Origin of the sequence: Collinsella aerofaciens (assembly GCF_040910325.1) — a bacterium.
Classification (GTDB): Bacteria; Actinomycetota; Coriobacteriia; order Coriobacteriales; family Coriobacteriaceae; genus Collinsella; species Collinsella aerofaciens_BL.
Genome location: NZ_JBDGAV010000014.1, coordinates 42685 through 66217, shown reverse-complemented (window position 1 = coordinate 66217; position 23533 = coordinate 42685). Strand labels below are relative to the sequence as shown.

The 23533-nt window shown below is 60.2% G+C and carries 19 protein-coding genes, 1 pseudogene and 1 riboswitch; of the genes and pseudogenes, 10 read left to right on the top strand and 10 right to left on the bottom strand.

What is annotated here, in order from left to right; genetic code table 11:
* A partial coding sequence (locus tag AB5Z25_RS07135; RefSeq protein WP_368135162.1) for a helix-turn-helix domain-containing protein occupies positions 1-820 on the bottom strand: 820 nt, incomplete at its 3' end.
* Between the two features lie 192 nt (positions 821-1012).
* Between AB5Z25_RS07135 and AB5Z25_RS07130 the strand changes: the two genes are divergently transcribed.
* Positions 1013-1423, top strand: coding sequence for a peptide deformylase (locus AB5Z25_RS07130; RefSeq protein WP_368135161.1), 411 nt, complete (start codon positions 1013-1015; stop codon positions 1421-1423).
* A gap of 75 nt (positions 1424-1498) precedes the next feature.
* On the opposite strand, the gene AB5Z25_RS07125 is transcribed toward AB5Z25_RS07130, so the two are convergent.
* Together AB5Z25_RS07125 and AB5Z25_RS07120 are read right to left on the bottom strand one after the other, a co-directional pair.
* Positions 1499-2980: an aminotransferase class I/II-fold pyridoxal phosphate-dependent enzyme gene (locus AB5Z25_RS07125; RefSeq protein WP_368135164.1), complete on the bottom strand. Its 1482-nt coding sequence runs from the start codon at positions 2978-2980 to the stop codon at positions 1499-1501.
* Positions 2981-3181: 201 nt separating this feature from the next.
* A pseudogene (locus AB5Z25_RS07120) lies at positions 3182-4018 on the bottom strand (LysR family transcriptional regulator).
* Positions 4019-4157: 139 nt separating this feature from the next.
* Between AB5Z25_RS07120 and AB5Z25_RS07115 the strand changes: the two are divergent.
* Both AB5Z25_RS07115 and AB5Z25_RS07110 read left to right on the top strand, forming a co-directional pair.
* Positions 4158-5069, top strand: a complete 912-nt coding sequence (locus AB5Z25_RS07115) for a DMT family transporter (RefSeq protein WP_368135160.1) — start codon at positions 4158-4160, stop codon at positions 5067-5069.
* Between the two features lie 139 nt (positions 5070-5208).
* Positions 5209-7458: a KUP/HAK/KT family potassium transporter gene (locus tag AB5Z25_RS07110; RefSeq protein ID WP_260699038.1), complete on the top strand. Its 2250-nt coding sequence runs from the start codon at positions 5209-5211 to the stop codon at positions 7456-7458.
* 79 nt (positions 7459-7537) lie between these two features.
* Here the strand turns inward: AB5Z25_RS07110 and bsh are convergent, their stop codons facing one another.
* Both bsh and AB5Z25_RS07100 read right to left on the bottom strand, forming a co-directional pair.
* Positions 7538-8503, bottom strand: a complete 966-nt coding sequence (gene bsh, locus AB5Z25_RS07105; RefSeq protein ID WP_138341130.1) for a choloylglycine hydrolase — start codon at positions 8501-8503, stop codon at positions 7538-7540.
* Positions 8504-8634: 131 nt separating this feature from the next.
* Positions 8635-9054 carry a peptide deformylase gene (locus tag AB5Z25_RS07100; RefSeq protein ID WP_035137017.1) on the bottom strand — a complete coding sequence of 140 codons (420 nt, stop codon included), beginning with the start codon at positions 9052-9054 and terminating at the stop codon, positions 8635-8637.
* A 193-nt stretch (positions 9055-9247) separates the two neighbouring features.
* Here AB5Z25_RS07100 and AB5Z25_RS07095 point away from each other — a divergent pair, with 193 nt between their 5' ends.
* The 4 genes from AB5Z25_RS07095 to AB5Z25_RS07080 all read left to right on the top strand — a co-directional run bounded on the left by AB5Z25_RS07095 (position 9248) and on the right by AB5Z25_RS07080 (position 15467).
* Positions 9248-10558: an NCS2 family permease gene (locus AB5Z25_RS07095; protein WP_368135159.1), complete on the top strand. Its 1311-nt coding sequence runs from the start codon at positions 9248-9250 to the stop codon at positions 10556-10558.
* 207 nt (positions 10559-10765) lie between these two features.
* Positions 10766-12538, top strand: a complete 1773-nt coding sequence (locus AB5Z25_RS07090) for a carbohydrate-binding domain-containing protein (RefSeq protein ID WP_368135158.1) — start codon at positions 10766-10768, stop codon at positions 12536-12538.
* Positions 12539-12809: 271 nt separating this feature from the next.
* Positions 12810-14594 carry a hypothetical protein gene (locus AB5Z25_RS07085; RefSeq protein WP_368135157.1) on the top strand — a complete coding sequence of 595 codons (1785 nt, stop codon included), beginning with the start codon at positions 12810-12812 and terminating at the stop codon, positions 14592-14594.
* A 207-nt stretch (positions 14595-14801) separates the two neighbouring features.
* On the top strand, positions 14802-15467 hold the full coding sequence (locus AB5Z25_RS07080) for an alpha/beta hydrolase (RefSeq protein WP_368135156.1): 666 nt from the start codon (positions 14802-14804) through the stop codon (positions 15465-15467).
* A 57-nt stretch (positions 15468-15524) separates the two neighbouring features.
* Here AB5Z25_RS07080 and AB5Z25_RS07075 read toward each other — a convergent pair whose 3' ends face one another.
* The 4 genes from AB5Z25_RS07075 to AB5Z25_RS07060 all read right to left on the bottom strand — a co-directional run bounded on the left by AB5Z25_RS07075 (position 15525) and on the right by AB5Z25_RS07060 (position 20083).
* The gene (locus AB5Z25_RS07075) at positions 15525-16859 is read right to left on the bottom strand and encodes a uracil-xanthine permease family protein (protein ID WP_368135155.1); all 1335 of its coding nucleotides are present in this window, start codon (positions 16857-16859) and stop codon (positions 15525-15527) included.
* A 122-nt stretch (positions 16860-16981) separates the two neighbouring features.
* Positions 16982-18115, bottom strand: a complete 1134-nt coding sequence (locus AB5Z25_RS07070) for a 5-methyltetrahydropteroyltriglutamate--homocysteine S-methyltransferase (protein WP_368135154.1) — start codon at positions 18113-18115, stop codon at positions 16982-16984.
* Between the two features lie 152 nt (positions 18116-18267).
* A complete protein-coding gene (locus tag AB5Z25_RS07065; protein WP_368135153.1) occupies positions 18268-19164 on the bottom strand; it encodes a LysR family transcriptional regulator in 897 nt (298 codons plus the stop codon).
* A 10-nt stretch (positions 19165-19174) separates the two neighbouring features.
* Positions 19175-20083: an HAD-IIB family hydrolase gene (locus AB5Z25_RS07060; RefSeq protein ID WP_349099782.1), complete on the bottom strand. Its 909-nt coding sequence runs from the start codon at positions 20081-20083 to the stop codon at positions 19175-19177.
* 163 nt (positions 20084-20246) lie between these two features.
* A riboswitch (TPP riboswitch) is annotated at positions 20247-20357 on the top strand.
* 51 nt (positions 20358-20408) lie between these two features.
* Between AB5Z25_RS07060 and thiM the strand changes: the two genes are divergently transcribed.
* Genes thiM through AB5Z25_RS07045 form a run of 3 tightly spaced genes read left to right on the top strand, consistent with a single transcriptional unit; the run spans position 20409 to position 22285 of the window.
* Positions 20409-21248: a hydroxyethylthiazole kinase gene (gene thiM, locus AB5Z25_RS07055; protein WP_368135152.1), complete on the top strand. Its 840-nt coding sequence runs from the start codon at positions 20409-20411 to the stop codon at positions 21246-21248.
* A 3-nt stretch (positions 21249-21251) separates the two neighbouring features.
* On the top strand, positions 21252-21593 hold the full coding sequence (locus AB5Z25_RS07050) for a thiamine-binding protein (RefSeq protein ID WP_006234516.1): 342 nt from the start codon (positions 21252-21254) through the stop codon (positions 21591-21593).
* Positions 21590-22285, top strand: coding sequence for a thiamine phosphate synthase (locus AB5Z25_RS07045; RefSeq protein ID WP_215673327.1), 696 nt, complete (start codon positions 21590-21592; stop codon positions 22283-22285). Before AB5Z25_RS07050 ends, AB5Z25_RS07045 begins: the two co-directional genes overlap by 4 nt.
* A gap of 101 nt (positions 22286-22386) precedes the next feature.
* Here AB5Z25_RS07045 and AB5Z25_RS07040 read toward each other — a convergent pair whose 3' ends face one another.
* A complete protein-coding gene (locus AB5Z25_RS07040) occupies positions 22387-23256 on the bottom strand; it encodes a patatin-like phospholipase family protein (protein WP_368135151.1) in 870 nt (289 codons plus the stop codon).
* Positions 23257-23533 lie beyond the last annotated feature (277 nt).

The window sequence follows — 23533 nt, the reverse complement described above, 5'->3', positions numbered from 1 at the left end:
GGGCGTCCGCGACGCACCCGGCGGTCTTCTCCTCCAGCGGCAGCGCGAGCTGGAGCCTGCTGGGGCGGTGCAGCAGCGTGAGCAGGCAGGCGGAGTCCTCCCGCGCGCCCTCGACCGTGTCCATCTCCCAGGCCGCGGCGCACGCGTCCTCCCCGAGGGCGAGGAACGCGGCATGCGACCTGCGGGCGGAGTGGCGCGTGGCCGCCCGGCCGGCGGCGCTCTTCCTCGGCCTGTAGCCGACCTTGCGCCTGAGCTCCATGTTGGTCATGCCGTCGTAGCCCGCCGAGACCCAGCGGTAGATGGTCGACGGCGACAGGTCCACCGGGCCGCCGTTGCGCGCCGCCATCTGCTCGGGCGAGAGCCCCCGGCGCAGGCAGTCCCTTATCGCCTCCAGCCTGGCCGCCGCGGCGGGCTCGTCGGCGTCTATCCCGCGCCTGGACGAGACGAGGACCGAGTCGGCGCACAGCTGCGCGGCCCGGGCCTCGTAGAAGACGTGGGGGCGGCGCTTGCAGCCGATCGCGCGGTACCGGCCGCAGCCGTTGCAGCATCGCGGCCACGCGGCCAGGCGCGGGCAGGCCGCCGACAGGTCGGCGGAGGCGTCCACGCGCTCGCCGCGCCTGGACTTCGGCGCCGTCACGAACCTGTGCGACGCCACCTCGGCGCTCACCGTCGAGGGCGACCTGCCCAGCTCCCTCGCGATCTCCCTGCACGAGGCCCCGCGCTCCAGCATCCTCTGGACCGTGTCCCGCTCGTGCCTCGTGAGCCTTCCGTAGGCCCTCGGGACCGCCCTCGCGGAGCCCATATTCTTCTTTCCGGACATGCCGTCCTCCGATCTCCCGGGGCCGGCCGGTCCGGCCCTCAAGGTATCGGGTTCCCACATTCATCCGCACATGTGCGGATGAATGTGGGAAGTGTTCGGATGAAGTTGATAATCAAGGTAACGCGGACGCGCAGCTTTCCTTCCGCGCTATTATTAAAAGTCCACGAAAGCATAAGACATGAGGAGCCCGCCATGATTAAGCCCATCATGAAATCCGAGTTCTTTTTGCGCCTGCCTTCCGAAGACGCGGGGCCCGACGATGCCGCGACCGGGCAGGACCTCCTGGATACACTCCACGAGCATGAGCACGAGTGCGTGGGGCTCGCCGCCAACATGATCGGTGTGCGCAAACGCATCATCTGCGTAAAGGACGGCAACAGGACACTCCTGATGTACAACCCTCAAATTCTTGAACAGGTCAATGCCTATCAGACGAGCGAAGGATGCCTCTCGCTGATCGGCGAGCGTCCCTGCACCCGCTATCGCCGCATTAAGGTTGAGTATTTGGACGAGAACTTTGTCCACCGCATCAAAAACTTCTCGGGCTACACCGCCGAGATCATCCAGCACGAAATCGACCACTGCACTGGGATAGTGATCTAGTTCCGCCGATTCAAGAAAGCTCCCTGCAGCAAAACAACTGCAGGGAGCTTTTCATAGTGCGGAGCTTCTATCCCACTAGCTTTGGCGGTAATGATCGAAGAAGTCGGCGAGGTCTTCGAGGGACTCTTTGAGTACTTCCATGCGCGGCAGGTACACGATGCGGAAGTGGTCGGGCTCGCCCCAGTTAAAGCCGCCGCCGCGCGTAATCAGGATCTTCTTCTCGTGCAGCAGGTCAAGGGCGAATTGCTCGTCATCGGTGATGTTGAACTTCTTCACATCCATCTTGGGGAAGATGTAGAACGCTGCACGCGGCTTAACCACCGAGATGCCGTCAATCTTGTTGAGCGCCTCATACACAAAGTTGCGCTGCTCGTAGACACGGCCGCCGGGACGGATGTAGTCGTTAACGGACTGATGGCCACCGAGTGCCGTCTGAACGATCGACTGAGCCGGCACGTTGGAGCACAGGCGCATGTTCGAGAGCATGTTGACGCCCATGATGAAGTCGCTCATGCAGCGCTGGTTGCCCGAAAGCACCATCCAGCCAATACGATAGCCCGCGATCATGTGCGACTTGGAAAGGCCACTAAAGGTGACGCAGGGCAGATCGGGAGCGAGCGAGGCAATCGAGACGTGCTCGTAGCCGTCCATGCACAGGCGGTCGTAGATCTCATCGGCAAAGATCATCAGCTGATGCCTGCGTGCAATCTCGACGATGCCCTCGAGCACCTCGCGCGGATAGACAGAACCCGTGGGGTTGTTGGGGTTGATGATGACGAGAGCTTTGGTCGCGCTCGTAATCTTGGACTCCATATCCTCCAGGTCGGGATACCAATCCGCCTGCTCATCGCACAGATAATGTACGGGATGACCGCCGGCAAGGGTTGCGCACGCCGTCCAGAGCGGATAGTCGGGGCTGGGGATCAGAATCTCGTCGCCATTGTCGAGCAGCGCGTTCATCGAAAGCTGAATGAGCTCGGACACGCCGTTGCCCGTGTAGATATGCTCCATCTGAACGTTGGGCAGGCCCTTGATCTGCGAATACTGCATGATCGCCTTGCGCGCGGAGAACAGGCCACGCGAGTTGGAATAGCCTTCGCAGTCGGGCAGCTGCTGGCGCATGTCCTTGATGACCTCATCGGGCGTGCGGAAACCGAAGGTCGCCGGGTTGCCGATATTGAGCTTGAGGATGCGCTCGCCCTCGTCCTCCATACGGGCGGCCTCGTCGACGACGGGACCGCGCACGTCATACAGGACGTTATCGAGCTTGGTGGATTTAGAAAAAGTACGCATGGTGGTGCTCCTTGCAATTTGAGCTGAGGGATGGGGTTCGGGCTTGGAATCGTTGCGGGGTGATGATGCCTCGCCTTGATCGGCGTCGCCGGCAAGCAGCCAGGTAACATCGACCTCCAAAATACGGGCGAGCAGCTCAGCCACATCGCGCCGCGGGATCGTCTTGCCGCTCACATATTGGCTCATCTGACTCTTGCCGAGTTTTTTGCCGAGCATCTCCGATGCGCGGATCACGTCCGACTGGCGAACGTCGCGATCGGACATAGCCTGTCGCAGGCGATCGCTAAACGTCTCTTGGGCCACTAGAACCTCCTTGCTGGCAAAGTTCAATTTATAGAACACGAATTGAACCATGGTTCAATTTAGCAAGCAGTATAACGCGGCGCTTCATTCGAAAGTTCAATTTCATAAGAAAATGTACCGGACTCCGAGATCTGCCCAAAGCAAACAATGGCGTGTACACGTTTAGAGGTATTCGAGAAAACGGGCGGCGGCAAGCGAAACATCGGCCGTTCGATATATGGCGTTGATCTGCCGATGGGGATGTCCCTCGAGCGAACGCACGGCAACATCGAACTGACAACGGCGCAAGATGAGCGCGGGAAGAATGCTCACGCCCAGGCCGTCCTCGACCATAGCCATAATCGCATAATCATCCCAGGTCGACAGCTTGGAGCGCACCGTCAGCCCCGCCCGACGGAACAGCGGCGTAATTTCGTCATCGGTGCCGCGTTCTAGCAGAATAAACTGCTCGTTGGCTAAATCGGCAAGAGAAACGACCTCCGCCGTGGCAAGCAAAGAATCTGCCGGCACTACCGCCATCAACTCGTCGCGCACCAAAGACCGCGATGCCATGCCGTTTTCTCGGGGTTCACGCGGGATAAAGCCCAGGTCACAACGACCCTCAGCCACCTATTGTTCGATCTCTGAATAGTCGCCCATCAGCAACTCATAATCGACGTCCGGGTGATCGGCGCGAAACCGCGCGATCACCGGCGGCAGCACATGGGTCGCCACACTCGAAAACGTACCGATGCAGATTTTGCCGCGCATGAGCCCACGCATCTCGTCCACGCGTCGCTGTAGGTGGCCAAACTCTTCGCATAACGCCTCGACTGCCGGCATGACCTGCCGCCCGTCGGCAGAAAGCACCACGCCCTCGCGGCTGCGATCAAGCACCTTAAAACCCCAGTCTGCCTCAAGGTCGCCCACCATGCGGCTCACGCCCGACTGCGAATAGCTCAGCCGCTCTGCAGCACGCGTAAAGCTGCCGGCACGCACCGTCTCGAGCAGCACTTGCATCTTTTGGATATTGGTCTCCACGGCACGTCCCCACCTTTGCATGAGTTTTTGTCATGTTTTCCATGCATTATATTCGCTTTTCTTCTAAATCCAGTTCACCCATAGTGAACATGTTCGGATTTAGAGGGGATGTCAGCGCATGAACAACGGACTGTTTACATACTTAGCAGCATTACTGTTGTTTGGCTCTAACGGCATCATCGCCGCAGCTATCGCACTGCCGAGCTCCGATATCGTACTCCTGCGCACGTTTTTGGGTGCACTTTCGCTTGTCACCGTCCTCGCCATCACCCAACGCCATAAGTTGCAGGCGCTATCTCGCCCCCGCGAAACTGCGGCTCTCATCCTCTCGGGGGCCGCACTGGGCGCCAGCTGGATATTCCTGTTCCGCGCTTACCAGACTATTGGCGTTGGCATCTCCTCGCTGCTGTATTACTGCGGCCCCATCATCGTTATGGCCCTCTCCCCGCTCATCTTTGGCGAAAAATTGACCGGCGGTAAAATCACCGGCTTCATAGCCGTCGCTTGCGGCGCCTTCCTCATCGCGGCCCAAGGCCTCGGCGGCAATATGCCCATTGCGGGCATCGTGTGCGGCATCGCCTCGGCCTTCTGCTACGCGTTGATGGTCATTGCCAGCAAGGGAGCGCCACATATCGAAGGCCTCGAGAACTCCACGCTCCAGGTGAGTGCCGCCTTTGTAACCGCGTTGATCCTTACGCTCTTCACGCAAGGTGCCCCCTCGTTCCTCTCCCCCGGCATTGCCGCCGGCATCGATTGGCGCGCCGTTGCCATGCTCGGCATTGTCAATACCGGACTCGGTTGTCTGCTCTACTTTAGCGCCGTCGCCAAACTGCCCGTGCAGACCGTCGCCGTCGTCGGCTACCTCGAGCCGCTTTCGGCCGTCGTGTTCTCGGCCGTCCTTTTGGGCGAAGCCATAACACCGGTCCGTCTGATGGGCGCCGCACTTATCATCGGCGGCGCGATTTTTTGCGAACTCGCCGGCAAACGCGCAAACGCCAAGGCTGGCATCGCCCAGACAGTACGTGCTTAAAAGCCCCTGCTTTGAAATGCTACCTGCGTAGATAAATAATCCCCAGCTGAGGATTATTGTCTAAAATAACCCGATGTGCCAAACTGCTCTTGTATGTATAAAGACGGCATAAAGTTTTTTGTCCTAGACAGATAACCGGATGTCTAAGGGAGTCCTCGTGGCACACAATAAACTGGAGGCAAACCTCCAAGACCAGCACGGGCAAGGCGGGCACGGAGCCATCCCCCTCTCCGCTGGCATGCTGCTCGTAACGCTCGGCGTCGTCTATGGTGACATCGGCACGAGCCCCATGTACACCATGAAATCAATCGTCGCCAACAACGGCGGCATCGGTACCGTCAGCGAGGACATGATCCTGGGCGCGCTTTCGCTCGTCATCTGGACCATGACGCTCGTGACCACGGTCAAGTACGTGGTAATCGCCATGAAGGCCGACAACCACAACGAAGGCGGCATCTTCGCCCTGTTCAGCCTCGTACGCAAGGTGGCACCATGGCTGATTCTGCCCGCCATGATCGGCGGTGCGGCACTGCTTGCCGACGGCATCCTCACCCCCGCCGTCACGGTCACCACAGCCATCGAGGGTCTGCGCACCATCGAATGGGGCCATGCGCTGCTGGGCGACGGCCAGACCAACGTCATCATCATCACAATCATCATTATCTGCGGCCTATTTGCCATGCAGCGCGCCGGCACCTCGTCAATCGGCAAGCTCTTCGGCCCGCTCATGACGCTGTGGTTCCTGTTCCTGGCAGGCGCCGGTCTGTTCAACATGCTCGGCAACCTGTCCATCTTACGCGCGCTCAACCCCATCCGCGGCATTATGTTCCTGTTCTCGCCCATCAACCATTCGGGCATTATGGTGCTCGGCTTTGTCTTCCTGTCGACAACCGGTGCCGAGGCGCTCTATTCGGACATGGGCCACGTGGGCAAGGCAAACATCTATGCATCCTGGCCATTTGTTAAGGCGGCCCTTATCCTCAACTATCTGGGTCAGGGAGCTTGGCTACTCGCCAATAACTCCAACCCCCAGATGCTCGCGATGGATATCGTTAACCCGTTCTATATGATGCTTCCCGAGCCCCTGCGCCCCTTTGCCATTGTGCTTTCGGCCGTGGCGGCCATCATCGCCTCGCAGGCGCTCATCACCGGCTCGTTCTCGCTGGTATCCGAGGCAACGCGCCTCAACCTTATGCCGCACCTGCGCATCCACTACCCCAGCGACACCAAGGGTCAGCTCTATATTCCGCTCGTCAACAACATCATGTGGGTCGGCTGCATCTTCATCGTGCTGCTGTTCCAAAACTCCGAGCGCATGGAGAGCGCCTACGGCCTCGCCATTACCGTGACTATGCTCATGACCACGACGCTATTGACGAGCTATATCGCCGGCATCCTCAAGCACAAGCTGGGCGCCTGCATCTTTGCCCTGCTCTTTGGTGCCATTGAGCTGTGCTTCTTCGCTTCGTGCCTCACCATGTTCTTTGACGGCGGCTACGTCATGATCTTCCTGGCCGCACTGCTGTTTGGCCTTATGTACGTGTGGCGTCGCGGCACCGCGATCGAGCGCACGCAGACGATTCTGCTGCCCGTCTCCAAGTACATCGACCAGCTCAACCGTCTGCGCAATGACGAGACCTACCCCGTGCTCGCCGACAATCTGGTGTTCCTCACCAACAGCCCCGACCCGCTCACGCTCGACCGCGACGTGCTCTATTCCATCCTGGACAAGCACCCCAAGCGCGCCAAGGCATATTGGTTCATCAACGTACACGTTACCGACGAGCCCTATACGCACGAGTATTCCGTTGAGACCTTTGGCACAGACTTCCTGTTCCGCGTGCGCTTGGACCTGGGCTTTAAGGTCAATCAGCGCATCAACGCCTACCTGCGCCAGATCGTTGGCGACCTGATGGCCTCGGGTGAGTTGCCGCCGCAGCACCACACCTACTCCATCTACGAGACGCGCGGCAACGTGGGCGACTTCCGTTTTTGCATGCTGCGCAAGATGCTTGCCCCCGAAACGGACATCAACCGCAATGACCACCGCGTGATGGCCATCAAGTACGCCGTCCGCCGCGCTTGCGGAAGCCCGGCGCGCTGGTACGGTCTCGAGAACTCTGCCATCATCATCGAGTACGTGCCGCTGTTTGCCCGCATGCGCCCGGCCGTTAAGCTCGTGCGCACCCAGGTGCCGCTCGAGGTTCAGATTGAAGAGGCCGAGGAAATGGAAGTCGACATCTTCTCGGACGACTTGGTCAACGGCAACGAAGCCGGTAGGGACATGAACGTCGATCCCACCGAGCTGCTCGAGAGCGTCGCCGATACGCCCGAACAGCAACAGCTCGACGGCCTCGAAAGTGAACAACTCAACGACGCCAACTTCTAGCGACGTCACAAATCAACGAAAGCGGCCCTGCACCTCACGGGAGATGCAGGGCCGTTTTGCATTGCGGTAAAGCTATCGGCTACGAACGGCGCGGCTCGGGAACCACGAGCCTATCGGGGCTCGCGCCCTCGGCATCCATCAGGCTCACGTAGCGAATCGATGGATCCCCATACATCGCGTAGTAATAATTGCCCGTGCGCGCGCTAAAGCATCCGGTGTAGATAGTCTTCTCGAACTTGCCATCGCCCATCCTGGACGCTCCCTCGATCATCACCACGCCCTCGAGCGAGCGGAACATGCGAACGACGTTTTCGGTCTCGCTCTCCTTTTGCGGGTAATTGGCATTGAGGTACGCCGCCTTTACAAAACGGCTCGGCGAATAGCAATCGCCCGGAATGCCGCGCATGCCGGCACCGGCTCCATAGGGCTTGAGCTCGGCGCCACGCCATGTCGCCGTCTGCGGAAAATCGCTTGTGGCGGTGATATAGGTGCGCAGGTTTTCCATGTGCCACGGGAAGGTCGGCTGGTTGGCAAGGGTGTCGACCGGATCGTCGTATACATGCAGGCCGTCAGCCATCATCTCGACCACGATGCTGCGCTGGCTGTCGCCGATAATCCAATGGAGCAGCGACACGCCCAGCCCCTCTCCGGCAGATTTGGCGACAATCACCGTGTCGCGCAGCGCGGCCTCGACCTCATCGACCGTCGAGAACGTCGCTGCCACCCACAGGGGAAACTCATAGGCCGCGATATTGGTCTTGCCGTCGACAGGGTCCTCGGCATACTCGGCATAACCCGGGAAATTGAGACCCGCCACGGCGAGGCCCGCATCGTTGCCGCAATCGAAGAACATAGGGTAGTTCTTGTAATCGATGCACATACCGATCACCGCGTGCGCCGCTGTCGCGTCGTCGATAAACGAATACGGAATGTGAAACCCGCGCGGCATCACGCGAACCTGTTGGCCGTAGTCAAAGCTCCAGTCGAGATTGCGGCCCAGATACATGTGGCCAGAATTATCGGTAAATCGAATACTCGTACACATAGCGCCTCCTAGCTTTACGTTCTTGCTAATTTCATTGTCTCCAAACAAAAAGGCGCTAAACACAAAAGCCCGGACATGACAACAATGTCACGCCCGGACCAAAAGAGACGAAGTGCGGTGCTTTGGTCCCCTTAGACCAACTTTCCAAGACAGTGGTCGATCATATGCTGGATCATCTGTGCCTCAAAGCCCGCGTAGTCGCGGCGGCACTCCTTCATCTTGCCGTCGACGATCTGATCAAAGGCGACCTTGCACTTGATATAGCGCGTGGACTTGGTGACCTCCTCGTGCGTCAGGCAGCTCTCCTCCATCTTGCTGGCGCCCAGGCCAAACACCAGACGGGGGTTGTAGAGCACGTGGGGCTCGCCGGCATCGTCCAGGTAGACGCAAACCTTCTTGGTAACGCCAATCTGATTAGCGGCAAGGCAGCCGGCATCATCGAGCGACTTGATGGTATCGATCAAGTCCTGTGCGACCGACTCGTCCTCGACGGTCGCAACCTCGCAACGCTGGGACAGGATGGCCTCGTCGTGGCAAAGCTCTTTAATCATACGTTCCTCCATAGGGGTCGTTGTAACCGCTTAAGTATACGGTACCCACACATTTTCATGCGAAAAATACCGTCCGTCTGCTACAAAGCGCCGAACATCAACATGCGAGGAACAACAGCGTCGTAAAGGGGCTATAGTGGGTGAGTTCGTGTCAATCGGCCTAAACTCGGGGCCGAACAAGGAAAGGGTATGCATGGACGAACTTTTTCACGTCAGTGAGCGCAAGTCCACAATCGGGACCGAACTTCGCGCTGGACTGACAACATTCCTGGCGATGGCCTACATCATCGCCGTCAACCCTGCGGTGCTCTCGGGCGCCGGCATCGATGCGGGAGCGCTCGCCTGCGCCACCTGCCTGGGCGCCGGCATCATGACCATCTGCATGGGCATCTTCGCCAACCGCCCGCTCGCCTGCGCGTCGGGCTTAGGCGTCAACGCGATGATCGCTGGAATCACCACCACCGTCTGCGGCGGTGACTGGCACGTGGCCATGAGCGTCATCTTCCTTGAGGGCGTCGTCATCTTGCTGCTCGTGCTTTGTGGCCTGCGCGAGGCCATCATGGACGCCATCCCGGTTGTCCTGCGTCACGCCATCTCGGTGGGTCTGGGCCTGTTCATCGCCATGATTGGCCTGTGCGATGCCGGCATTATCACCGCTGGCGCCGGTGCACTCGTCGGTCTGGGCGACATCACCTCCCCCACCTTCATCGTCGGCATCATCTCCATCCTGGTGACAGTCGCCCTCGCCTGCCGCAACGTCCCCGGCTCGCTGCTCATCGGCATCGTCGTCGCCGTCATCGCCGGTATCCCCCTAGGTGTGACCCAGGCTCCGACCGGTATCATCGCCCCGCTCGACTTCTCGAGCATCGGTGGCCCCATCGCCGACGCCGGCGGCGTGCCTGCCATCGTCAAGGTCCTTACCGACCCCGCGCTCCTCGTCATCTCGTTCTCGTTGCTCATGAGTGACTTCTTCGACACCATGGGCACCGCGATGGCCGTGGCCAAGCAGGGCGAGTTCCTCACCGACGACGGCAACGTCGAGAATATCAAGGAGATTCTGATCGTCGACTCCGCCGCCGCTGCTGTGGGCGGTTTCATGGGCGTCTCCTCTATCACCACCTTCGTCGAGTCCACCTCTGGTGCTGCCGACGGTGGCCGCACGGGCCTCACCTCCGTCACCACCGGCGTGCTGTTCATTCTCGCCGCGTTCTTCTCCCCCATCGTCACCATCGTTTCCAGCGCCGCCACCTGCGGTGCTCTGGTCTACGTCGGCTACCTCATGATGAGCGAGGCCTCCGAGATCGACTGGTCCGACGTGTCGCAGGGTTTCCCGGCGTTCATGATTGTCGCCGGCGTGCCCTTCACCTACTCCATCTCTGCCGGCATTGGCCTGGGCTTTATCGCCTACGTGATCGTCACGCTCTTTAAGGGCGAGGCCTCCAAGATCAAGCCGCTCATGTGGATCGCAGCCCTTGCCTTCCTCGTCTACTTCTTCGTAGCGTAGCGGCAAAGCTGCCAAAGCAGAACACCAAAGCGCGGAGTCGCATCGAGCGGCTCCGCGCTTTGCTTTTAAAGCCAGGCAACGCACGTACGCGCGATGTATTGCTTCCCAAGTTTTGGACATTTTGCCCTCCAAACGGCACTACCGCCGGCTACATCCTGCAGATATGCTGGGCGTAATCGCATAGGCCCTATGAGGATGGGAGTAACCATGGCCGCCTTGTTCACGACCCCCAAGCGCAATGACAAAACCTCTGGAGCCCATTTTGCCGAGCCCGACGTGCGCCGTCGCACGTTGCTCGCACACGGCAGCTGGCGTCGCGTGACACGCCGCATCGTCTGCGGCCTGGCCTGCGCGCTCACGGTGAGCTCGCTGCTCATGCCGAGCGTCTCGCTCGCGGCGGAGTGGGTGGACGTCGGCGGCACCCAGTACAACGCCGGCATCGCGGCGGGCGACGAGGCCGGCACCTGGAGCTGGGACGGCGCCGACGATATGAAGCTCAACGGCTATGACGGCGGCGCGATCGAGGCAGCGGGCAAGCTCAACGTGAGCTACGAGGGCAACAACACCGTCACTAACGACGACGGCCGCGGCATCAAGGTTAAGGATGGCGCGAACGAGAACGCCGAGCTTAATATTCAGGGCGACGCTTCCAGCACGCTCAACGTGACATCTTCTCGTGACGCCATCACTTCCGTCGGCAACATCAACATCGACGGCGCTGGCACTGTCAACGCCACAAGCACCGAGCACGATGCCATCGATGCCGGGGGCGATGTCACCATCAAGGGCTCGGGAAACGTTAACGCCACGGGCGATTCGGATGGCATCAGGGCCGACGGCAACATCACGATCGACAACAGCGGAACCGTCACCGCCAAGGCCACCGAGGATCAGGGTATCGATGCTAACGAGAGCCTCATCATAAAGGGCGGCGGCAAGGTAGAGGCAAGCTCTATCAAAGACAATGCGATTTGGGCCGACGGCAACATCGAGATCTCGGGTGGCAGCCAGGTCAAGGCAAGCTCCAAGGAAGACGCCGCCATCGACGGTAAAAACAGCCTCACGGTCACGAACGCTTCCCTCAACGCAAGTGGCGTTGGGTATGGCATCTATGTCTACAAGGGCATCACGCTCGATGGCGCGACCGTGACGGTCCGCGCAAGCTCAGATGGCGGGGAAGTCAGCGCACTCTTCACCGATGAGGACGACATCGTCATCAAGAACGGCTCGACTGTGGATGCGCTCGCAGAGGGCAAATTCTCGACTGCGATTTTCACCAGAAACTACGACCCCAACGAAGCGGGTGGCCACATCTACATTAGTGACTCCGTTGTCAAGGCTATAGCCCGCTATGCCGAAATCGGTGGCGACGGTCCCGACTGCTACAGTACAGACCAGGATGGCGAGATGACCCCTGAGCGCAGGGGCGTGAACATCGGCATCTTCGCCCAGACCGAGAAGGGCATCACGCCTGCGACCATCTCCATCGTCCGCAGTAAGGTCACGGCCGAGGGAGACACGGCGGCGATCTTCGCCCTTGCCATGAGCGCGGACGGCAAGGCGATCGGCACCATCGAAATCGAAGGCACCAGCATCCTGACGCCTGAAGGCGGCAAAGTCATTGACTATCGCCACAAAGAAGAGCTCAGTAACGGCATCATGTACGAGGCAGGCCAAGTCATTGGCACGGGCGACGCCGTGATTGATTCTCCCTACGACGATGTCATCGCCAAGAAAGCCGTCATCGCACCGTCCGAGGAGACCAAGCCCGAGGAGAAGCCCGGCGAGACCAAGCCCGAGGGTTCCAAGTCCGAGGGCACGAAGACGACCAAGACCGTTGCATTTGCAGCCACGGGAGCCAAGACCACCGGCAAGCTCGCAGCAACCGGCGACGCCTCGAGCGCAGCCATCTTGGCAGCCGCCCTTGCGGGAACAGCTGCCATCGCCGCAGGCGCCGTGGTGAGCCGCAAGCGCTCGTAAACACTTTTTCGCACGGGACGGGTGGATCGCGGCCCTTGCCTTCCTCGTCTACTTCTTCGTAGCGTAAGGGCAAGGCTGCAAAAGCTGAACAATAAAGCGCGGAGTCGCCATGCGGCCCCGCGCTTTTCTTTTAGCGCCGGTCCCTGCGCCGGCGTGCGGCCTATTTCTCCCCCATTTTGGCCATTTTGCCCTCCAAACGGCACTACCGCCGGCAACATCCAGCAGATACGCTGAATCTAGTCGTATAGGCCCTATGAGAACGGGAGCAACCATGGCAGCCTTGTTCACGACCCCCAAACGCAATGACACTACCGCCGGAACCCATGTTGCCGAACCCGACGTTCGCCGTCGCATAGGACTCGCGCACGGCAGCTGGCGCCGCGTGACGCGCCGCATCGTCGCGGGCGCCGTGTGCGCGCTCACGGTGAGCTCGCTGCTCATGCCGAGCGTCTCGCTCGCAGCGGAATGGGTCAAGGTCGGCGGCAACAAGTACAACACCGCGGCGAGCGACGAGGCCGGTACCTGGTCGTGGGACGGCGCCGACGACTTGAAGCTCAACAACTATAACGGCGGCGAGATCCAGGCCGCAGGCAAGCTCAACGTGAATTACTCGGGAACCAACATCGTCACTGCCGAATGGATCGAAAGCATCAACGTTTCTCATGGCACTAACGAGAATGCCGAGCTCAATATCCAAGGCGACGAGGGCGGCACGCTCAGCGTGACATCTACTGAGGACGCTATCCTCTCCACGGGTAATATCAACATCGACGGAGCCGGATCCGTCAACGCCACGAGCACTGGGTTTGATGCCATCAATGCCGGAGGTGATCTCGCTATCAAAGGTTCGGGCAACGTCAACGCCACGGGTGCATCGGATGGCATCAGGGCAAACGGCAATATCACGATTGACGACAGCGGAGCCGTCACCGCCAGGGCTACCAAGGACAAGGGTATTGGAGCCGACAAGAACCTCACCATCAAGGGTGGCGGGACGGTCGAGGCAAGCTCAGCCGATGGTGAGGCCCTTTGGAGCGGCGGCAATATCAACATCTCGGACGGCAGCCAGGTCAAGGCAAGCTCCGAGAAAGACGCTGCCGTCGAGGCCAAGGGCAGCCTCGCAGCCACAAACGCCTCCCTCAACGTAAACGGTGTTGAATATGGCGTCTATGCCCACAAGGGCATCACCCTCGATCATGCAAACGTGACGGTCCGTGCAAGTAAAGGCAGATACGGTGGCGCCAACGCCCTCTTCACCTACCAGGACGACATCGTCGTCAAGAACGGCTCCACCGTGGACGCGTTTGCGGAAGGCGAGGTTTCGGCTGCATTCTCCACCAGAAACGATCGACCCAACGAGAAGGGCGGCCACATCTACATCAGCGACTCCGTTGTCAAGGCCATAGCCCGCTATGTCGAGAACGGCGACGGCCCCATCCCCTACAGCGAAAACCAAGATGGCGAGACGAGGCGCGAACCCCAAGGCGAGAACATCGGCATCATCGCCCAGACCAGCGAGGGCGTCACACCCGCAGTCATCTCGATCATCCGCAGCAAGGTAACGGCCGAAGGAGATACAGCGGCAATCTTTGCCCGTGCCATGAGCGCTGACGGCAAGACAATCGGCACCATCAAGATTGAGAACGCCGCCATCCAGACGCCCGAAGGCGGCAAGGTCATTGACTATCGCAAGCTCCGTGACGGCATCTACGAGGCAGGCCAAGCCATCGGCACGGGCGACGCCACGGTCGACTCCCTCTATATCAAAGCAGTCGCCAAAAGTACGACCATCGCACCTCCCGAGGTAGCCAAGCCGGAAGACCCCAAGCCCGACGAGACCAAGCCCGCAGAAAGCAAGCCCGCGGAGTCCAAGCAGAACCCCAAGCCTGAGGGCTCAAAGCCGACCAAGGCCGTCGCGGCTTCAACCACGAAAGCCAAGACTACCGGCGTGCTCGCGGCAACCGGCGACACCTCGGGTGCGGCCATCGTGGCAACCGTCCTTGCGGGAACAGCCGCTATCGCCGCAGGCACCATGGCGAGCCGTAAGCGTTCTTAGACGCCTCTGCGCACATGGCAGCTCTCGCGAAGGCCCCGAGCCCCAGCACCGTTTAACAACGCCACCGCCGAGCTCCCCTCCGGCGGTGGCGTTTTCCATATGCGTCCGCAGGGGATGCACGAGATTGTCTTTGGTCTAGCCCAACCGGCATACGCTGGCGTGCGACAATTGGGGCTGCCGATATCACAACACTGAGAGAAGCCCGTCATGGAAGCGCATCAAAAGCAAATAACCGTTTATTCGAATCATACGGAAAGCGCGCCTGTCATCTACCTTCCTGTGGTCGTGGGCGACGGCAGCGAGGTTTATGACCGCTGCCGAGAGCTCGACTGTCCGCCATTCACCCTTGTCGCCATCGGCGGGCTCGATTGGAATCGCGAGCTAAGCCCTTGGGAATGCGACGGATGCGTACGCGATGCCGAGCCTTTCGGCGGCCAAGCTGCCGGTTTTCTTGATGAGCTGCTGAATCAGATAATCCCCCAGGTGGAGTCGTCGCTTCCTCAGCCGCCCACCTGGCGCGGCATTGCCGGCTACTCGCTGGCAGGCCTCTTTTCGCTTTGGGCTCTCTGGCAAACCGACGCTTTTGACCGCGCCGCGAGCGCATCGGGGTCGCTATGGTTTCCCGACTTTGTCGATCGCGCCAGCACGGCCCCTTTTACCAGCAGATCGCAAGCCGTCTACCTGTCACTCGGCAAAAAGGAAACCAAGACACCCAACCGCATGATGAGGCACGTGCTCGACGACACACGCGCGATGGAAGCGTTGCTCGTCGAGCGCGGCATTCCAACAACGCTGGAGCTCAACCCCGGCAATCACTTTACCCAAACCGACTTGCGCATGGCCCGCGGCATACACTGGACACTGACGCATTAAAAATGGCGCCCATGCATACGCACGGGCGCCATTTTATTATTTAGCTGAACACAACTCCTACTCGACAGTCTCCTCAAGCTCAGAAACGTCGAACTCGAAGTCGTTACCCGGCAGAATCGCGTTGAGCACAATGCCCACCAGTGAGCCCACGGCAATGCCGGACAGTGAAATGGTCACGCCGCCCAGCTCCAACACGATGGCGCCGGCGGTGCTATAGGCAATGCCGAGCGAAAGCACGAGTACCAGAGCGGCCACCAGCACGTTGCGGTTGTTCTGGAAATCGACCTGGTTCTCAATGAGGTTGCGCACGCCTACGGCACTGATCATGCCGTAGAGTACGAGCGACACGCCGCCGATAACGCATGGCGGCATGGCGGCGATCACGGCAGCGAACTTGGGGCAGAACGAAAGCACGATGGCGCAGCACGCGGCAATGCGAATCACGCGTGGGTCGAACACGCGCGTCAGGGCGAGCACGCCGGTATTCTCGCCATACGTAGTGTTGGCCGGAGCGCCAAAAAGCGAAGCCAGAATCGTGGCAAGACCGTCGCCGAGCAGCGTGCGATGCAGACCGGGGTCGGCAATGTAGTTGCGCTCGCAGGTGGAGCCAATAGCAGAGATATCGCCGATATGCTCGATCATGGTCGCAAAGGCCAGCGGCATGATGGTGATGACGGCCGTCGTGGCAAGACCGCTATCGAACTGCGGTCCAAAGAGCGCAAACACGGTGTTGTCCCACACGATGGGAAGACCGACCCAGGAAGCGGCTGCGACGCCAGAAAAGTCGACCTCGCCCAGCGCAGCCGTAACGGCATAGCTCACCACAACGCCCAGCAGAATCGGCACGATCTTGACCATGCCGCGACCCCAAATGTTGCAGATCACGATAACGGCAACGGCAATAACAGCCACAAGCCAGTTGGTCTGGCAGTTGGCAATAGCGGAGCTCGCCAGAATCAAGCCGATGGAAATGACGATGGGGCCCGTCACTACCGGCGGAAAGAAGCGCATGACGCGCTTGGCGCCAAACGCGCGGAAGAGTGCCGCAAGTACCGGATAGAGTAGACCGGCGCAGGCAACGCCCAGGCAGGCGTAAGGCAGAAGCTCGGCCTCGCCGTTGGGCGCGATTGCGGCATAACCGGCAATAAAGGCAAACGATGAGCCCAAAAATGCCGGCACCTTACCGCGCGACAGGAAGTGGAACAGCAGCGTGCCCAAGCCGGCAAACAAAAGCGTTGCCGATACCGAGAGGCCGGTGAGCACGGGCACCAGCACGGTGGCGCCAAACATGGCAAACAGGTGCTGTAGGCCGAGCAGGAACATGCGCGGGCGACCGAGCGACGATGCGTCGTAGATGGCATCGCTGACGGCGGGCGTCGAGGACTGGGACATGGATGTCCTTTCGAATGGAAGGGCGATCAGGCATATCGGATAACCTGCCCGAACGATACGATCCGAACCATTGTACGCGATGCGCCATGTCTCGCACGCGCCGTCACCTGCGAACGTTACCGCTATTTCCAAACGCGCTCGGCAACGCGCTTGACCAGCGCGATCTTTGCCCATTGCTCGTCCTCGGTCAGCTTGTTGCCAATCTCGCAGCTGGCAAAGCCGCACTGGGGCGACAGATACAGGTTCTCGAGCGGCACGTACTTTGCCGCCTCGTGAATACGCTCGACGATGGCATCCTCGTCCTCAAGCTCAGCGACCTTGGTGGTCACCAGGCCCAACACGACCTTCTTGCCGGGGGCAACATACTTCAGCGGCTCAAAACCACCGGCGCGCGGCGTATCGAACTCCAGGTAAAATGCATCGACATCCTCGTTTGCGAACAGGTACGGCGCGATGGGGTCATAGCCGCCCTCGAAGGCATACGTGGAGTGATAGTTGCCGCGGCACACGTGCGTGTTGATGACCAGATCGTCGGGCTTGCCCGCGATGGCGGCATTGTTGAGCGCCACGCCCAGCTCGCTCACCTTTTGCAGGTCAACCGGGCTCATGCCGGTCTTGGACACAAAGTCGCTATCGCAATAGATGCCCCAGGTGCAGTCATCAAATTGGATGTTGCGGCAGCCTGCGGCATACAGGTCGGCAATCACGGTGCGATATGCTGCGGCGATGGCATCGGCGAGCTCTTCGTCGGTCTTGTAGACGGCGCGCAGACTCTCCTGCTGACCATCGCAGCGGACGAGCGTGACTTCGGAGAACGTCTGAATCGGCGCCGGAATGGTCTGACGCGCGACCTGGCCCTCCCCCTCAAGCGCCTTGACAAACTTGAAGTGCTCGACGAACGGATGGTTTTCGCCGCTAATGGGACCGGTCACCACGGCAGTGTCGGCGGTAGTCTCCTCATTGTGGAACATGTAGCCCGTGCGCGAGGCGCGGCGCTCAATGCCGTTGAGTCCCCACATAAAATCGAGATGCCAGTAGCTGCGGCGGAACTCGCCATCGGTGATCACCTGCAAGCCAGCGGCCTTTTGCTTAGCCACCAAATCGCGAATGGCCTCGTCCTCGACGGCCTTAAGGCCGGCGGCGTCAAGTTTGCCCGCGGCATAGGCGGCACGCGCATCCTTAACAGCTTGCGGACGAAGAAAGCTGCCGACGATATCGGCGCGAAACGGCGCTTTGAGCTGGGTGGATTTGCTCATACTGATCTCCTTTTTTGCGTGGATGCTTTAACGGGACAAAGTATGAGTGCTCAAGTAGCCATCGTAAAATACGTATTATTTTTGGTTTGGCATAGGGAATAGCTATATCAATACGCGCCGCTCGGCATCATGCGCACGGCAGACATAACAAACTAGATATGCTGACGAATCGCGTCGATATAGGCCTGCCCATAGCGCGTGAGCGTCGTATTTTTGCGCGTGATAATGCCGATCTCCATGTATTCGTCCACATCGAGCGGAATCGAGATAATACCCGGCCCGTTGAGCTCGTGGCTGATCACGCCCGAACACACCGTGTAACCGTTAAGGCCCATAGCTAGGTTGAACAACGTCGCACGGTCACGCACGCGGATATTCTTGCAACGCTCAAAGGTCGAGGTCAGTTCCTCGGAATAGTAAAACGAGTTATAGCTGCCCTGCTCGTAGGACAGGAACGGGTAGTCCTCGAGATCTTCGAGCGTCACGCTGGCATGGTCCGCCAGTGGATGGTCGGCGCACACGAAGACATGCGGCGTAGCGCAGAAAAGCCCCTCGAATACGAGCTCGTTGGCGGCAAGCATGCGCTCGATAACCTCGCGGTTATGCTCAGATAAGTACAGGATGCCCAGTTCGCTTTTCATATGCGCGACATCCTCGATAATCTCGTGAGTCTGCTCCTCGCGCAGGGTGAAGTCGTAACGCGCGGCATCGAACTCGCGGATCACGTCAACAAACGCGTTAACGGCAAAGGAATAATGCTGGCAACTCACGCTAAAGTGCGGCACCTGCTCGGACGTGCCTTTGTACTTGCCCTCGAGCAGGTCGGCCTGGTCGAGCACCTGGCGCGCGTAGCCCAAGAAGGTCTCGCCTTCCTCGGACACAATGACGCCCTTGTTGGTGCGCTCAAAGATATGCACACCCATCTCGTTTTCGAGATCGCGGATCGACGCGGTGATCGAGGGCTGCGACACAAAGAGCCGGCGCGAGGCCTCGGTGATGCTGCCGCATTCGGCAACCTTAACAACATATCTGAGCTGCTGAAGCTTCATAGCCTTCTCCCTAGACGTTCGTGACGTCGAAACCCGTCGCGTCCATCTGACGCATAAACGACGGCATCTCCCCCGTCGCGGCGCAGGCGGCAATCTGATGTAGAGCCCCGGCGACCGCATCGTCTGCCGCAGCGCCGATATGCCAGCGCGCGGCAGCCGTGACGGCCTCGTTGGCATTGGCGACTGCAACGGAATTGGGAACGGCGTCGATCATGGGCAAATCGTTATCGGAATCGCCGAATACGGCCACCTCGTCGGGCGTCAGGCCCAAAGCGCGCGCCAGCTCCAGCGCAGCACAGCCCTTGTCCCAGCCGGTCGGAAGAACGTCGAACAGGCGCACGCGGTTGTTGGGAAACACGAGCGAGAGCTCCGGCACCTCGGCGGCAACACGCTTGCGCAGCTCGGCGAGCTCCTCGCGCGAACGGGCACTCCAGATATTCGCCTTGTATACCGGGGCATCGTCAACGACAGGGCGACAGGGAGCCTCTTCGCCCTTGAGCCACGCGTTGCCGCCTGACTCCATGGCGCGACGCACACGCTCGGGATCGCTTGTCACGCAATAGGCGTCGTTGTCCCAAAAGTCATCACCCAGACGGTAGACCTTCAAATAGGTATCGTCGGTCTCTTGCTCCAGGTAGTCGGCCAGGCGCATCAGGGCATCGTTATCAGTTGTGCGCGAGGCAACCGCCTCGCCATCGACAAACATCACCTGGCCGTTGCAAAACGCACCGGTCGAGAAGCACTCGGAGCGATTGCGGAACATCCAGCCCATCGCGGACGGCTGGCGACCCGAAACCGGGCCAAAATGCAGGCCCGCCGCCTGCATGGCATGAATGCCCTCGATGGCGTAGTCGCTGGCGCCATCGTGTCCAGCAGGAATCAGCGTATCGTCCATATCGGTCAGCACAAGTTTGATCATAAGGTCCCCTTGGTCATTCTTAATCCCGTCTATTGTACCGACCTGCCAAAAAGGGACAGGTTTATTTTGGCAGGTTTTATCTGGGAAAACGCAAAGCCCCAGTTGTTACCTGCCAAAATAAACCTATCCCTATTTGGCAGGTGCGCTAGTATAGGGAACAACAGATTCGATGCGGGAGTGCCGGCGGTGCAAACCACAAGGCTGAGAGGGCATGGGGCCCAATCCTTTGAACCTGTCAGTTAATGCTGGCGTAGGGAGCATGCCGCCTTTACAGGGGCGCTGTCTATGCACGGCGCCCCTTTTCTATGCCAAGGAGGCATGTGCAGTGATTGATTCGAAACAGCTTAAGCAAAACGTGATCAAGGCCGTGGGGGAGATTCGCGCCACCAATCCGATGGCCGGCTCCATCACCAACACGGTGACGATCGACTTTGTCGCCAACGCGCAGCTCGCCGTGGGCGGTTCGGCCGCCATGGTCTATCTACCCGACGAGGGCGAGGCACTCGTTGCCGGCGGCGGCGCCATCTATCTCAACATGGGCACGCTCTTCCCCATCTACGAGCAGACGATTCCCCGCGCGGCCAAGGCGGCACACGACGCCGGCAAGCCCTGGGTGCTCGATCCGGTGGGCCTGGGCATTGGCAGCCTGCGCACCCAGCTGGTAAACGAACTCAAGCAGTACAAGCCCGCCATCGTGCGCGGCAACGCCTCCGAGATCATCGCGCTCGCCGGCCTGTGGGGTCTTGAAGGCGAGGCGGCCAATCTGAGCCGCGTGCGCGGTGTCGATACCACCGACACGGTCGACGCCGCCCGCGATGCCGCCGTGGCGCTCGCCCGCTACACTGGCGGCGCCGTGGTCGTCTCGGGCGAAGTCGACCTGATTACCGACGGCACGACCGTGGCCAAGTCTCACGGCGGCAGCCCGCTCATGTCCAAGATCACCGGTTGCGGCTGCTCGCAGGGCGGCGTGCTGGCTGTGTACGCCTGCGCTGCCGACCCGTTTACGGCCGCCGTCTGCGGCACCGCCGTCTACAACGTTGCCGGCTCGCGTGCCGCCGCTGTCGCCGACGCCCCGGCAAGCTTTAAGGTCACCTTTATCGACGAGCTCTACCGCGCAACCGCCCAGGACATCGCCAACAACCAGCTCGACCTCGAGGAGGCATAGGCCATGTCCGAGCCCGCAACCAATGCCGGCATGAACACGCTCATCGCTGTGGCCATCGCCCCGTGCGGCACCGGCGATGAGCTGTCCGCCGAGGTCGCCGAGGTCGTGCGCGTCATTCGCGAGAGCGGCCTCCCCAACCGCACCACCTCGATGTTCACCGAGATCGAGGGCGACTGGGACGAGGTCATGCAGGTCGTGCGCGACGCAACCTTTGTGTTGGCGAGCAAGGGCATCCGCACCGAAGTCGTGCTCAAAGCCGATATTCGGCCCGGATTTACCGACACCATGACCGGCAAGCTCGAGCGCATGGAAGCGCAGATCAAAAAGCAGGAGGAAGCACGATGAGCATCCGCGACAACCTTGATATCTCGGCCTATCTGGTGCTCGGCCCCGAAAATACGCTCGGACGCCCCGTGGGCGATGTGGTGGCCCAGGCACTCGACGCCGGCTTTACTTGCATTCAAGTGCGCTCCAAGGTGGCAAGCGCCCGCGAGATCATCGCGCTGACCGGCGACGCCGCGCAGGCAATCGCACATGCTGGCAAGACCGGTCAGGTCGCCCTGTTAATCGACGACCGTCTGGACTGTGTGCTTGCCGCACGCGAGCAGGGTATTGCTGTCGACGGCGTGCACGTGGGCCAAAACGATATTCCCGTCGAGGTCTGTCGCAAGCTGCTGGGCCCCGATGCCATCGTGGGCCTTTCGGCCCGTTGCGAGGAGATGCTCGAGTACGTCAAGACCGCCGACATGAGCCTGGTCGACTACCTGGGCATCGGCCCGCTCCACGAGACCGAGACCAAGCGCGACTGCGGACGCGCGGCCGACGGCTCTATCATCACCAAGAGCTTTGAGGACCTGGACGCACTCCACGCGGCAAGCCCCGTGCCCATCGTGGTGGGCGGCGGCGTCAAGACGGCCGACCTGCCGCAGCTCAAGGCCACCGGCGTCGACGGCTTCTTTGTGGTGAGCGCTGTCTGCAGCGCCGATGACCCCCACGCCGCGGCCAAGGAACTCGTCGACACCTGGCAGCAGGCATAGGCTCAGGCCGAGCAACTGATTCGCGACCTCATATCTTCAGCAATGGAAAGCGCATCCCAGTTTGGACCTCCATTCCGGGATGCGCTTTCCGCATGCAACCCTTACCCCGCCAGATACGCTTCCAGCTCGGGCAAGGTCGCCTCCGCATCGTGACGGCCGATCTGGTAGATGCGCTCAAGTTCATCCGGTTCGCGGCACAGCGACGGCACCTTCACCGATTCGCTCGGCCGTACCACAAAGATTTCGCCGGCAGCCTCGCGACGTGCCAGGTCATCGAGCGTGGCATTGTAGACCTCATGCCGATGCTCAAGCGCTGCGACAAATTCCGGGTAGTGACGGAACACGCGCCGCAGCATGGGCATCACGCTGTTGGGCTGCTTCACAAAGCCCGCCGGCTGCGTGAGTACCACGATATTGCGGTCATACCCCTGCGAAAACAGCCATGCACTGGGAATAGAATCAGCCACGCCACCATCCAGATACTTATGCCCGCCAATAGCAACGGGACGCGTCGCCACGGGAATCGCAGACGACGCCCGGATCCACTCGATATCGCGCTCATCGCCATAGGGCAGGTCGTGGTAGACGGCCTTGCCCGTCTCGATATCGGTACACACGCACGTAAACCGCATGGGGCAGGCGCGATACGCCTCCAAGTCGATGGGATCGCGCTCGATAGGCACCTCGTGATAGGCAAAATCGGCATTGAACATGTCGCCGGTTCGCAACCAGCTTGCTACACCCGCATAGCGCTTATCGGCGCAATAGGCCTTGTTGTAGCGAATGGCGCGGCCGATCTGGCGCGATTTAAAGTTGTAGCCAAACGCCGCGCCCGCCGAGACACCCACCATATGGTCGCAGGTCAAACCGTGCTCCATCCAGACGTCGAGCACGCCCGCCGTATACATACCGCGGTAGCCGCCTCCCTCGAGCGCAAGCCCCACCGTACGCGTCATATTTGACTGTGCCACGCGACCATCTCCGTCCCCGCAAATTTAACCGGGACAAGTATACCCGTCAACATATACCGTCCCAGTCGCATTTTTCATGCGCACCCAGGCGCTGCCGTTTGGCGAATAATAGCCGCCCACAGCATGTGCGCCCATATATAATTGTGCACTGTTGTCTATACTACTCAGCTGTTATCAACAGCGAACATTAGCCGGCAAAGTAACTCAACAACGCAGCAAGGCGGGGGCCTGGATACACGCAAGGCGCCGAGCAACGACGCGTGTACACTACGAGCTC